The organism is Caballeronia sp. SBC1 (genome assembly GCF_011493005.1).
Lineage (GTDB): Bacteria > Pseudomonadota > Gammaproteobacteria > Burkholderiales > Burkholderiaceae > Caballeronia.
Window position 1 is genome coordinate 328,158 of the sequence record NZ_CP049157.1, and the last position, 13,016, is coordinate 341,173.

The 13,016-nt window shown below is 58.7% G+C and carries 8 protein-coding genes; 4 read left to right on the plus strand and 4 right to left on the minus strand.

The features are described from left to right. Nucleotides 1-195: 195 nt before the first annotated feature. Together SBC1_RS19400 and SBC1_RS19405 are read right to left on the minus strand one after the other, a co-directional pair. A complete protein-coding gene (locus tag SBC1_RS19400; RefSeq protein ID WP_165098857.1) occupies nucleotides 196-1,557 on the minus strand; it encodes an MFS transporter in 1,362 nt (453 codons plus the stop codon). Nucleotides 1,558-2,113: 556 nt separating this feature from the next. Next, on the minus strand, nucleotides 2,114-3,268 hold the full coding sequence (locus SBC1_RS19405) for a peptidyl-alpha-hydroxyglycine alpha-amidating lyase family protein (protein WP_165098848.1): 1,155 nt from the start codon (nucleotides 3,266-3,268) through the stop codon (nucleotides 2,114-2,116). A gap of 560 nt (nucleotides 3,269-3,828) precedes the next feature. On the opposite strand from SBC1_RS19405, the gene SBC1_RS19410 reads away from it, so the two are divergent. Next, nucleotides 3,829-5,034: a multidrug effflux MFS transporter gene (locus SBC1_RS19410; RefSeq protein ID WP_165101493.1), complete on the plus strand. Its 1,206-nt coding sequence runs from the start codon at nucleotides 3,829-3,831 to the stop codon at nucleotides 5,032-5,034. Between the two features lie 103 nt (nucleotides 5,035-5,137). On the opposite strand, the gene SBC1_RS19415 is transcribed toward SBC1_RS19410, so the two are convergent. After that, entirely contained in the window at nucleotides 5,138-5,596 is a 459-nt protein-coding gene (locus SBC1_RS19415; protein WP_165098845.1) for a hypothetical protein, read from the minus strand. A 909-nt stretch (nucleotides 5,597-6,505) separates the two neighbouring features. Between SBC1_RS19415 and glpK the strand changes: the two genes are divergently transcribed. Continuing rightward, nucleotides 6,506-8,005, plus strand: a complete 1,500-nt coding sequence (gene glpK, locus SBC1_RS19420) for a glycerol kinase GlpK (RefSeq protein WP_165098842.1) — start codon at nucleotides 6,506-6,508, stop codon at nucleotides 8,003-8,005. 103 nt (nucleotides 8,006-8,108) lie between these two features. Continuing rightward, nucleotides 8,109-8,969, plus strand: a complete 861-nt coding sequence (locus SBC1_RS19425; protein ID WP_165098827.1) for an MIP/aquaporin family protein — start codon at nucleotides 8,109-8,111, stop codon at nucleotides 8,967-8,969. Nucleotides 8,970-9,240: 271 nt separating this feature from the next. Here the strand turns inward: SBC1_RS19425 and SBC1_RS19430 are convergent, their stop codons facing one another. Beyond that, on the minus strand, nucleotides 9,241-9,546 hold the full coding sequence (locus tag SBC1_RS19430; RefSeq protein ID WP_165098824.1) for a DUF4148 domain-containing protein: 306 nt from the start codon (nucleotides 9,544-9,546) through the stop codon (nucleotides 9,241-9,243). A gap of 276 nt (nucleotides 9,547-9,822) precedes the next feature. Between SBC1_RS19430 and SBC1_RS19435 the strand changes: the two genes are divergently transcribed. Further along, the gene (locus SBC1_RS19435) at nucleotides 9,823-13,014 is read left to right on the plus strand and encodes an efflux RND transporter permease subunit (RefSeq protein WP_165098811.1); all 3,192 of its coding nucleotides are present in this window, start codon (nucleotides 9,823-9,825) and stop codon (nucleotides 13,012-13,014) included. The last annotated feature ends 2 nt before the right edge of the window (nucleotides 13,015-13,016 follow it).

The window sequence follows — 13,016 nt, forward strand, 5'->3', positions numbered from 1 at the left end:
CACGTTCCCGGGCACGGCCTCCGGGAAAGGTCCGTAAGGAGCCGATATATGGGGAAAGACCTGTTTCAAACGAAAACGCCTATGCTAGGTCTCGTCCTCGCCGGGTCCCCCTCGTCCTGGCGGGCGACGCTCCGTAAGCTTTAACCCGCGCCTTCGAGAGGGGCGCGGGCTTTTTTTTGTATGTCGTCCGCGCGACTAGTGCGAAACCGTTCCTATGTCGCTGACCTTGACGCTTGCGGATCTTGGTTGAAAGGCTTGTTTGATCAGTAGTGCAATGCATGCGACCGCGCCGGGCACTGCCACTACAGCGAAGATGTTTTCAAAACTGAAGTGCTGCCGGGTCAGCTCGGCGACCAGGAACGAACCCGCTATGCCGCCGAACCGGCCAATGCCCAGCATCCATGCAACGCCGGTGCCGCGCCCCTGGGTTGGATAGAACGCGGCCGCTAGCGCGGGCATGGACGACTGTGCCGTGTTCATCAATACGCCTGCCGCAAAGACGACGACGATCAGCAGGCTGATATTGCCGACCGCGTGACCAATGCAATACACGCTGATCGCGGTCAATGCGTAGCATGCTCCAATGATGCGGTTCGGATTGAACCTGTCCATCAGGACGCCGCACAGCACGGCGCCCACGCCGCCCAGCGGGAACAGCGCAGAAATCAGCGTGGCGCGCTGCGCGCTCAGACCCGCCTCTTTAAGCAGAATCGGCATCCAGTTGATCGATGCGTAGAAGATGACGAGTCCCATGAAATAGGTCAGCCAAAGCATCACCGACCCAACGATGTACTCCCGCGACAGCACCAGCCGGATACCGCTTTTTCCCGGCACGGCCTGAGCCTGTTCCGTCATGACGAACGACGTGGCGTTAGCGGCGCTGCGACCAATGCGGCTAAGCGTTGCGCGAATCTTGTCGACGGCATGCGCATGCGCAACCCGGTAACGCACCGACTCCGGAAGCGCGATGAGCAGCAAGACTGCCAGCAAAAGCGGAGTCGCGCCGCCGAGCATCAGAACGCTACGCCATCCGAAAGCGGGAATCATCCACGCCGCGAGAAAACCGCCGAACGCAGCGCCTAGCGGGAAACCGCAGAACATCAGGTTGATCAGGGTTGCGCGTCGGCGATCCGGACAGAACTCGCTCATGATCGTCACTGCATTAGGCATGGCTGCGCCTAGTCCGAGTCCCGTGATGAAGCGCAATATTGTCAAATGGGTGAGGTCGCCGGAGAAAGCGGAAGCCAGGCAAGCAACGCCGAAGATCACGACCGATGCAATCAGAAGCACCCGCCGTCCCAGGCGGTCGGAAAGCGGACCGGCGAGGAGCGCACCGAACGCCAGCCCGAACAACGCGGCGCTCAGGACCGGAGCAAGTGCAGGCCTGCTGATATTCCACTCGGTGATCAGGGACGGCGCGATAAACCCGATAGCCGCTGTGTCGAATCCATCCAGCAGGACAATGACAAAGCACATTCCAAAGATCAGCCATTGAAACCCGCCGAACGGGTGTTCATTAATGAAGGTCTGAACGTCGACTGACGGACTGCTGCTCATGTCTCTTCCTTATATTTTTGTTACGTCGTCACCGGGCGTGCTGTACGACACGGGGTTGCTGACTGCTTGACCGCTTAGCGCACAAAAAGGGGCGGTGCTGACAAAAATTCGCTAAAGGACAAACCCGCAGGCATGCCGCTGACCTGTCGATTTTCCCAGTTTATACATATCGCGCTTCTGCGGCGGGGATACTAGTGGCGGGTCATTAGCGTCGACTATGCGGGGCAACCCGTAGGTTCGGGAGGGCGTGTCCGCAGTATCGCCTTTGATCCGCTTGGGACAACGCTTCTTAAGCACTATCCGGGATTTGTATAGTGGATATCGCCGAGTGCGGTGCAGGTTTGCTGGGGGTGAGCATTGGTTGACAGCCGCTAGAGGCGCCTTGAGAAAGTCAGTAAATATGAGACCCTTGGATAAGCGGATTAGATCAACTTCGCCAACGATCGCTAACGCATGTTTTGGGCTAACGCAAAGCCCCGGACAGCAGCCTTAGATGAAGTGGCGAGCAGCAGCCCGCCACTCCGGCGACTCGATCAGATTCATTTCACAATGAGCGTCACGCGTGCAACACCAGCTTCTGTACGCGCCAGTTCAGCAGTTCGGCAACAAACAGCACGTTCTCCGATGGACAAGCCATCTGATGGATCCAGCCGAACTGCTTCAGTTGCTTACCTGATTCGCCGAGTACCCCCAACACCTCGCCCTCAAGCGACAGCTTATAGATGCGCCCAGGGAAAGCATCGGAGCTGTACAGCACCTGGTTGGGTCCCGGCGAGATGCAGATGGCCCACGGCGAGCCGGGTGCAAACGTGCCGGCGGCTATGGCTGCCTCATCTGGCGCATAACCAATTGCGGGCCGCGCACCGGGAGGCACGGGCACGTCGATAGTGAACTGGCGCTGGAAATTGCCTTCGCCGTCGAACACCTGGATGCGACGGTTGCTTCGGTCGGCTACATAGACACTACCGTTAGCGTCAAGCGCAATGCTATGCGGCGTGTGGAACTGTCCGGGCCCGGTGCCGCGCTCGCCCCATGACTTCAGCCAGTTACCGTTCTTGTCGACCTTGGCCACGCGCGAGTTGATATACCCGTCGCTGATATAGCTGTTGCCGGCGGCGTCCCAGGCCACGTCGGTTACCTGGCGAAAGCGGCCCGGCTCGGCAGGAAGCGGCGGATTCGGATGCTTGAGCGGACCGGTTTCCTCATCGGCGGCCTCTTGCTTGCGGCCGAATACCATCGCTACGCGGCCGTCGGGCGTGAACTTGATTACCATGTCCGAGCCCTTGTCCGTCACCCAGATATTGTCCTCGCGATCCACCTTGACCATGTGCGCGAAAGACCAGGCATAGAGGTTGTGGCCGATCTCGCGCACGAACCGGCCGTCGGGTGCGAACTCAAGCAACTGAGCCGCCGCCGCACCGTAAGCCGGGCCGCTCGTATTGCCTCGCGACAGCACGAAGATATGGCCTTTGGAGTTCAACGCGACGCCCGAACATTCGCCGAAGTAAGTATCGCGCGGTAAATGCAATGGATTAGGGACCGAGTCGTAGGCGATGGTCCGGGTCGCGCCCGTGTCGGCGTAGGCGGAATGCGGTAGCAAGGCGAGTGCCGCGGCGCCCTCGGCTGCGAGGGCCAGGAAACGACGGCGGGTAAGCACGCGGGTGGCTGGATCCCCACAGCATGGGCAGGATAGTGGATGTGCCTGGATCATTGAATCTCACTCCTTGTTGTTCTAGACCATGGCGCTGGACGCCATGTTTATTGAACGGGACCCGAAGGCGAAGTTATGCCTGTTGTGAACCTTCCGGTCGTCTCCTGCGCCGCCGCATAGTCTCCTGGTCATCTGAGCGCGCCAGCGTGGATTTCACTATAGTGCACATCATGAAGGGCAGATGCAGAGTTCGCGTCCGCTTGACCTGGGGATTTCAAACCCGCACCCGTTTGACTTGGTTTTGCTTTCGGCCGCGTTTTTAGCTGCCCTACCCGACTCGACTCTCTTCCGATGTAAAAGCCCTACGTTGCGTCATGCGTACGGGTGAATATCGACATGGTTGAAGCAGGCGATGTCGATTTCTCGAGGCGTCGTTCGTCATGTATGTAGCCCCATGCCGCTGTGGACCATGCTCGACCTGACACCCGGCGGGCGCGGGTCGGACTGGTATCCGAAATTGGAATGCGCCGTGATGCGCGCTTGACCCGCGCACTTGACCCGCGCACTCGAACCGGCATGACTTCGATTACCATGCCGCCACTCTTTCCTTTCAATAAATGATGACACGACGATTTCTTCAACTTGCCATTGTGCTGGGCCTGATTACCGCCGTGGGCCCCTTTGCCATCGACATGTACCTGCCCGCCCTGCCTTCCATTGGAGGGGCGCTGCACGCCACCCCGGCCGAGGTGCAGATGAGCCTGATGGTGTTTTTTATCACGCTCGGGGTTTGCCAGCTCGTCTACGGGCCGCTTTCGGATATCTTCGGCCGCAAGATGCCGATCTACGTCGGTCTGACGATTTTTACTATCGGCAGTGTGGGCTGCGCCTTTGCGCCGGACGTGCACGTCCTGATCGGTTTTCGTGTGCTCCAGGCGTTGGGCGCGTGTGCCGGCATGGTCGTTCCGCGCGCCATCGTGCGGGACCTTTACACCGGTCACGATGCTACCCGGCTCATGTCGCTGCTGATGCTTGTCGTGAGCGTTTCTCCACTCTTGGCGCCGCTGACCGGCAGCTTCATCATTGCGGCGTTCGGCTGGCGCGGTGTCTTCTGGGCGCTGACTGTAGCCGGCGGCCTTGCCCTCGTGCTCGCGGTTACGCAGTTGCAGGAGACGCGGGAAATCCATCATCGCGCTGGCAGCTCGTGGGCGAGCGCATTCGCGGGTTATCGAAAATTACTTAGTGATCCGATGTTTCTTGGTCTGACGTTTGTCGGTGCGTTCGGCGTCTCGTCGTTTTTTATCTACCTGGCAAGCGCCTCGTTCGTGATCATCAACCACTATGGTTTGTCGCCCACGTTGTTCAGCCTGTGCTTCGCGCTTAACGCAGCGGCGTTTTTCGGCTTCAGCCAGTTGACTGCGCGCCTCACTGCCAAGTACGGTCTGCCGCGCGTCATTCGCGTGGCGGTTACCGGCTTCGCAATTTCGATGAGCATCGTAGCGGTGCTGTTTTTGGCGGGCGCCGATAGCCTCGCGCTAATGATGGTTTTCCTGTTTATCGGATATGGCTTCCTGGGGCTTGTCTTGCCGACTTCAGCGGTTTTGTCGCTTGAAAGTCATGGGGCAATTGCGGGTACGGCTTCGGCGCTGATGGGCGCATTGCAGTTTGTCGTGGGCGCTGCGGTGATGGCCGTGTCCGGCTTGTTCGCCGATGGCGCGCCCAAGCCGATGGTGGTCGCAATCGCACTCTCCTCGCTGGTGGCGTTTGGCATCGCCCGCCTCACGCTGCGCACCGAAAACGCACAGTTGCCGGCGGCGGCAGAGTAAAGAACCTGCAACGCATTGAGTGGCGACCAGGGTCCCGTTGCCCCTTAATGCACTTGCATAAGACAAGCTGTGAGGGTCTTAGGCGCGCCTTGCGAATCGACTTTCAATGGGCCTTACAAAGAATCGCCGTCATTACGGGCGTGACTTCGTGAACAATAGCGTCGCTGCCTATTTGACTCAGGCGCTGCCTGACGTCGTCCGACGCGCCTGTCACCACTACACCGTATGCCCAGTCCGCGACAGGATCGCCCTTGCCCGGCTTGAAGAGCGGATCGTCCTTCTCATAGCCGAGCACCACGAAGACCGGGAAATCGAATGCCGTCAGCTTCACACCCCGGGCCGGTCGGAATGCGTTGATTGAATTCTTCTCGACATGCATGGGCTTGGACTGTATCTCGCCACTCTGCATCAGTGCGCTGATGAACACGTGGCCCGTCGATTTGCAATCGAGCTGTTCTTCTATCGCACTTGCATGTGCGGGTGTCGACAACAACCCGAAGGGCGCGAGCGCGACCACGGCGACAACCCGAATAAGCTTAGTGACCTGTCTGACGACCCGCATGGTTGGCCTCTGTTTTCTCGACATTGCATCAGCCGCGGCAAACTTTCTAGTCGCGGAGTTTCACTCTACCTGCACAGGCAAATTGTTGCCGGATTGCCGGTCGCCCTTAGCCGGCCTCTGCAAAATAATCGCGGCTCGCTAGCAGGAATGTGAGCGGGCGCTCGGCTCGCAGTCCATGAAACCGCGGCATCAACACGTCCAAACCTGGGCTTGCAGAGTTACCCCCATTGCGGGCGCTATTGCTTGGCGTGTCCGTTCTCTTTCGAACTTTCAAGAATTCTTAACGATGCCATTTCGAGGTTTTCCACTAACTCCGACTCGTCGCCCTGTACCTTTGTCACTCGTCACAAATGTGCCTTTACATTTTCGATTTTGTTCACTAGCATTCGAATTCGAACATTATCGGTTCCATAGATTTTCTTAATTGACATGAACGAATGACATGAATCGAGGCGCAATGGCCGATCAGCAGGTAGCAACGTAAGATATTGGTCAAGGCGGCGACGTGTGCGATATCGCTGATATCTGACCCGACGGTGTTGTTTTACGAACAAGGCAAGTTCGTTTTCCACTCATCTGTGACGTGCAGCGGACCGACCAGCGGCGGCTCGCGCGGGCCGAATGGGGGTATGGAGACCGCTGCCTGAAGACCCCGTTGCATAGGTAAAGCGACCGGCATTCAATGAAGTAGCGCCGTGATTTTGCGGATGAAACCACGCCGTCATTGCGCTATTGGCGGCCCGTACCCCAACCGCATCAAGCGGCTAGCCGGATATAACGCCGTAATAGAAACGTAATTTTGTAGAAGTGCCTGCCTCACCGAAGCCGCAGTCAAAACAAGAAGTCAGCAACGTCGCGAGGCATCATGCACGAAGCGGCGATCCATTTAAAAAACCAGTGGAGAAGACAATGCAGGAGCAATACATCCTCGCGCTCGACCAGGGCACGACGAGTTCACGCGCAATGGTGTTCGATCGCCAGGGCAATGTAGTGTCGGTGGCGCAGAAGGAATTTGGCCAGATCTATCCACAACCGGGCTGGGTCGAGCATGACCCGCAGGAAATCTGGTCGACCCAGGCTGGCGTAGCCGCCGAAGCCGTCACCCGCGCGGGTCTGAACGGTGCATCCATAGCCGCTATTGGCATTACCAACCAGCGCGAGACCACCATTGTCTGGGATCGCGAAACCGGCCAGCCGATCTATAACGCCATTGTGTGGCAAGACCGCCGCACCGCCGACTTCTGCGACGAGTTGAAGGCGCAGGGCCTGGAAGAAAAGGTCCGTGCCAAGACGGGCTTGCCAATTGATTCGTACTTCTCCGCGACCAAGATCCGCTGGATCCTCGACAACGTGGAAGGCGCTCGCGAGAAAGCGAAACAAGGACGCCTTGCATTCGGTACGGTCGATAGCTGGCTCGTATGGAATTTCACGAAACACGGTTTGCATATCACCGACGTCACCAACGCGTCGCGCACCATGCTCTTCAATATCCACACGCTCAAGTGGGACGACGAACTGCTCGACGCGCTGGACATTCCGCGCAGCATGCTGCCCGAAGTGCGCGCCTCGTCTGATGTGTACGGCCCGACCAAGACCACGGTATTCGCCTCGAAGATTCCGCTTGCCGGCATTGCAGGCGACCAGCACGCCGCCCTCTTCGGCCAGATGTGCACGAAGTCCGGCATGGTGAAAAACACCTATGGCACCGGTTGTTTCCTCGTCATGAACACCGGCGACAAGCCGATCGAATCGCGCAACAACCTGGTTACCACTATTGCATGGCAGATCGGTGACCAGGTCAATTATGCGCTGGAAGGCAGCATCTTTATTGGCGGCGCGGTCGTGCAATGGATTCGCGACGGCCTTGGTATCATCAAGAGTGCGAACGAAATCGAAGCTCTTGCGCGCAGCGTGGCGCATAGCGACGGCGTCTATATGGTGCCCGCTTTTGCAGGTCTGGGTGCGCCGCACTGGAATGCACGTGCACGCGGAACGTTGTTCGGCGTGACACGTGGCACGACCTCCGCCCACATTGCACGGGCGGCGCTGGAAAGTATCGCGTTTCAATCGATCGATGTATTGAAGGCCATGGAAGCCGACTCCGGCATCCGCATTGGCGAATTGCGCGTTGACGGCGGCGCGGTCGCCAACAACCTGCTGATGCAATTCCAGGCCGACATGCTGGGTGTGGACGTAGTCCGTCCGCAGATCAGCGAAACTACTGCGCTGGGCGCGGCGTATCTGGCCGGGCTGGCAGTCGGTTACTGGAAAGACGTGAATGAACTGCAAAGCCAATGGAAGCTGGACCGTCGTTTCTCGCCGGATATTGCGGCTGACGAGGTCAAGCGCCAGATGCACGGCTGGCAACGTGCGGTGAATGCCGCCAAGGCATGGGCCGACGCCACCTGAGGTCAGGTTTAACTCACGTTGAACCTGCGTTCAACGTGAGCCTCGGTCACGTCAACTTGGCCTTCTTTGAGGCAACGCAGTTCTTCTTTTAGGAATCCTTTTCATGTCAACAACTATTGCAAAACCTACCGGCAGGCAATTTGTCGGCGAACTCATATCCGAGGCTATCGCCGTCCTCATCATCATCGCGTTCGGTGATTCAGTCGCGTGCATGTACGTGCTATACGATCCCAGCCCGTACGTGAATGCTTACTGGGGTGTCTGCATGTCGTGGGGCCTGGCCGTAACGCTGGCCATCTATGTGACCGGATCCATTTCGGGTACGCATGCCAATCCTGCGGTAACGCTCGCTCTTGCACTTTTCCGCGGTTTCTCGTGGAAGAAAGTGTTGCCCTACTGGGTAGCGCAACTCGTTGGCGGCATTCTGGGCGCCATCATTGTTTATGCGCTGTTCGGGCCGGTGATCGACCATTACAACCTGGTTCATCATCTGTCACGGGCGGACGGCGGCGCAGCGGGTGTGTTCTTCACGCATCCGGGCTTGGCCATCACCCCCATGCACGCGTTCTCCGATGAAGTCATCCTGACGGCGTTTCTTTTGTTCGGGATTTTCGCCATCACCGAGCAGTTCAACGAAATGGCGCCCCAGGCAAATGCGGGTGCGCTCATGATCGGGTTCCTGGTGGCAATCCTTGGGTCGTCGATGGGTTATCTGGAAGCCTGGGCAATGAATCCGGCCCGCGATCTTGGCCCGCGTTTGTTTGCGTACTTTGCAGGTTGGGGTTCGTCAGCGCTGCCTTCGCCGGACAACTACTGGTGGATTCCGGTGGTCGCTCCGTTGATAGGCGGCGTGATTGGTGGCGGCGCTTATCAACTACTGATTCATCCCTTCTTGCCGGCGCGCGTGCGCGCATTGAAAGCGGAAGCCAATGGCGAGGACTGCGAGCAAGGACAGCGCATTTGACAGGTTAGCAGGCTGACCAGGCTGACTTGGAGTTCAGCCTATGCAATGGCGAAGCGCCGGACGTTGGTTAGTCCGGCGCTTCGCCGCTCAATGCTGCGTTCGCTAGTGTTATCTCGGCCGTTGTTTCTGTCAGCGGCCGCAACTTCCCTCATCCGCGCGGTTGCCCGCTTGGCGGCACTTCGCGATCCAGCTAACAAGCTGAAAAATCGTCGCTCAGGTACACCACGTCTAACCAAGCCGCGCGCCAACCAGTCCTAAGCCACAGTCCAGATCACTGTCCGTTCGACACCGGGGCCACCGCAGTTCCGTTCATCGGTGGCTGCGACATTGACGTTCCATTCTCCGTGGTTCCACCGTAACTGGTAGTGGTGTCTCCTGAATGCACGCGTGCTTCGGCAGCCTGAATATCATTCGGATAGTAAGCGTCCTGCGAGTTGGGGCGCCATCCCGCATTCTCGAGCTGGATCAGATCTGCGCGCACCTGGGCACGCGTGACGGGCTGATCCGTGGTTTGAGCGAACGACATGGCGGGAGTAGCCAAAACTAGAGCAAGTGTTGCGCAGATCAGTGCTTTCATGATGAGTCGCCTCTTTGAAAAGTGGCTTCACTCTCAATGAATGAAGCTCGTGCTTCACCGTCCGGTAAGCGACGGTAAGCAACTTCATTCTGCGCGGCAAGCACTGTCCAGAAGCTGACGCCCAGATGACAAGATCGTCATGTTGCACAGGCCGGCATTCGAAGATAACAACTTTGTAACCTTGCGGTCAGTACCGGGTAAAGACCCGTTCGTCACACTGGCCGCACGTTACGAAGTCTCCGCTTTCAAGCGCAGTTTATCTTCCGGGAATGTCCAATGTGGATTGTCAGACTGGCCCTGCGCAGGCCTTATACCTTTATTGTGCTCGCGATCCTGCTGTTCCTGATCGGACCGCTCGCCATCATGCGTACGCCTACGGATATTTTTCCGAACATCAATATCCCGGTGGTGAGCATTGTCTGGTCGTATAACGGCTTCTCCGCGGAAGACATGGCGAAGCGGATCACGTCGAACTATGAACGCGCACTGACTTCCGATGTTGAAGACATCGAACACATTGAATCGCAGTCGCTGAACGGCGTCTCGGTCATCAAGATATTCTTTCACCCCGGCGCCGACATCAATCGCGCCATCGCCGAAGCCGGCTCCAATTCCGAATCCATCCTGCGCGTGCTGCCGCCAGGCACGTTGCCGCCGAACATCATTACGTACAACGCGTCGACTGTCCCTATCCTGCAACTGGGACTGTCGAGCAACACGCTGCCTGAACAAACGCTCTACGACCTGGGCAACAGCTTCATTCGCACGCAGCTTGCTACGGTGCAGGGCGCGGCCGTACCGCTGCCTTTTGGCGGCAAGATCCGCCAGATCATGATTGACATCGATCCGCGTGCGTTGCAGGCCAAAGGCTTGTCGCCCAGCGACGTAGTCAATGCGGTCAATGCTCAGAACCTGATCCTGCCGGGGGGCACCGCCAAGATCGGCGCACGCGAATACAACGTGCAGATGAACGGCAGCACGGACAGCGTCGCGGCGCTCAACAACTTGCCGATCAAGACCGTCAAAGGCGGTGTGGTGTATGTACGGGACGTCGCGCAAGTGCGTGACGGGTATGCGCCGCAAACCAACATCGTGCGCAGCGACGGCAAGCGCGCCGCGCTGCTCACGGTGGAAAAGACCGGCAGCACGTCGACGCTGACAATCATCGGGCAGATCAAGTCCATGCTGCCGAAGATTGCGGCAGGACTGCCGCAGGCGCTGCACATCACGGCGCTCTCCGATCAGTCGGTATTCGTGAAGTCAGCCGTAACAGGCGTGGTGCGGGAGGCAATGATCGCCGCATGCCTGACTGCGCTGATGATTCTGCTGTTCCTTGGCAGTTGGCGCGCGACGTTAATCATTGCAGTTACCATCCCGCTCTCGGTACTGACCTCGCTGATCGCGCTGTCCGCACTCGGGCAAACCATCAACATCATGACCCTCGGAGGGCTCGCGCTGGCGGTCGGGATCCTGGTCGACGACGCGACGGTTGCTATCGAAAACATCACGCACCATCTGGAACGGGGGGCGCCGCTGCATGATGCCATTCTCAACGGCTCGGGCGAAATCGCGGTCCCTACCTTCGTTTCAACGCTCTCCATCTGCATTGTGTTCGTGCCAATGTTCCTGCTCTCAGGGGTAGCGCGTTATCTGTTTGTGCCGCTTGCTGAAGCGGTTGTGTTTGCGATGTGCGCGTCCTACTTCTTCTCGCGCACCCTGATTCCGACGCTTGCGATGTATCTCATGAAGATGCCATCGGAAGACGGCAGGCCAGCACGCGGGCCGCTCGCTTTCCTGATGCGATTCCAGGCGGGGTTCGAACGTCGCTTCGAAAAATTGCGGCACGGCTATAAGGCGACGCTCAGCCGCGCCATTGAAAATCGTCGCCGGTTCCTGCTGGTGTTCATGCTGCTCTGCGTGGGCTCATTCGCGCTCGTTCCCTTCACAGGCCGCGACTTTTTCCCGGCTGTTGATACCGGCGAAATTCGCCTGCACATGCGTGCTCCCACCGGCACCCGGATCGAGCAGACTGCGCGTCTCGCGGATGAAGTCGAAGCGAAGATCGGCACAGTCATTCCGAAATCGGACGAGGCCGCGTTGCTCGACAACATCGGCGTGCCGGTGAGCGGTATCAACCTGACCTATGACTCGTCGGCGCCGGTCGGATCGGAAGACGCGGACATCATGATCACGTTGAAGAAAGGACACGCGCCCACGGCGGACTACGTCGCAAAATTGCGGAACGTATTGACCGCGTCGTTCCCCGGCACCATCTTCGCGTTCCTCCCGGCGGATATCGTGAGCCAGATCCTCAACTTCGGCCTCCCCGCGCCGATCGACATCCAGATCGTCGGCAACAAGCTCGACCAGAACCGTGTGGTTGCAAACAACTTGCTGGCAAAGCTGAGAACCGTCCGTGGTCTGGTCGATGCCCGCATTCAGCAGCCCGGCGACGAACCCGCGATCAACGTCAACGTAGATCGGACCAAGGCGATGCAAGCCGGTCTCACACAGCGCGATGTTGCGCAGAACCTGCTGATCGCGCTGTCGGGTAGTTCGCAGACCACACCAAATTTCTGGCTCGATCCGAAGAACGGCGTGAGTTATCCGTTGATGACCGAAGTGCCGCAATACGACATTCATTCGCTGCAAACGCTGGCGAACGTACCCTTGACGAAGGACGTCACATCCCCGTCGCCGCAAAGCCTGTTGGGTTCATTGGGCACGATGTCACGTGGCACGCAGCAAGCCGTGGTCTCACACTACAACGTGCAGCCCGTGCTTGATATCTTCGCTTCAGCGCAAGGACGCGATCTCGGCGGCGTGGCGTCCGACGTGACCCGGCTCGTGGACCAGGCGCAGGCACAGTTGCCCGCCGGCTCGTCAATCGTGGTCCGCGGCCAGGTGCAGTCGATGAATGAATCGTTTAGCGGCCTGGGACTGGGACTCGTATTCGCCATCGCGCTGGTCTACCTGCTCATGGTCGTGAACTTCCAGTCGTGGATCGACCCGCTGATCATCATTAGCGGCTTGCCCGCGTCACTCGCGGGTATTGCCTGGATGCTCTTCGCCACGCACACCACGCTAAGCGTTCCCGCGCTCACAGGCACCATCCTGTGCATCGGTATTGCAACGGCCAACAGCATTCTCGTCATCAACACGGCGCGCGAGATGTTGCAGGGTGGCGCGGCGCCGCTGACCGCTGCTCTTGAAGCCGGCTTCAATCGCTTCCGGCCCGTGCTGATGACCGCGCTCGCCATGTTGATCGGCATGTTGCCGATGGCGCTTGGTCTGGGTGACGGCGGCGAACAGAACGCGCCGCTTGGGCGTGCCGTGATCGGCGGCCTGGCGATTGGCACGGTCTCCACCCTTCTTTTCGTCCCGGTCGTATTCGGCATGGTCCACGCGTGGATCGAAAGGCGCCGTTTGAGCAAAGCGGCGCGCCAAGCTAATCCGGCCATTCAGTGACC

What these genes read in the sequence shown, in the direction of transcription:
- SBC1_RS19415 (WP_165098845.1), bottom strand. Translation starts at nt 5,596, where the DNA reads ATGCGGGTCGTCAGACAGGTCACTAAGCTTATTCGGGTTGTCGCCGTG.
- glpK (WP_165098842.1), top strand. Translation starts at nt 6,506, where the DNA reads ATGCAGGAGCAATACATCCTCGCGCTCGACCAGGGCACGACGAGTTCA.
- SBC1_RS19425 (WP_165098827.1), top strand. Translation starts at nt 8,109, where the DNA reads ATGTCAACAACTATTGCAAAACCTACCGGCAGGCAATTTGTCGGCGAA.
- SBC1_RS19405 (WP_165098848.1), bottom strand. Translation starts at nt 3,268, where the DNA reads ATGATCCAGGCACATCCACTATCCTGCCCATGCTGTGGGGATCCAGCC.
- SBC1_RS19410 (WP_165101493.1), top strand. Translation starts at nt 3,829, where the DNA reads ATGACACGACGATTTCTTCAACTTGCCATTGTGCTGGGCCTGATTACC.
- SBC1_RS19400 (WP_165098857.1), bottom strand. Translation starts at nt 1,557, where the DNA reads ATGAGCAGCAGTCCGTCAGTCGACGTTCAGACCTTCATTAATGAACAC.
- SBC1_RS19430 (WP_165098824.1), bottom strand. Translation starts at nt 9,546, where the DNA reads ATGAAAGCACTGATCTGCGCAACACTTGCTCTAGTTTTGGCTACTCCC.
- SBC1_RS19435 (WP_165098811.1), top strand. Translation starts at nt 9,823, where the DNA reads ATGTGGATTGTCAGACTGGCCCTGCGCAGGCCTTATACCTTTATTGTG.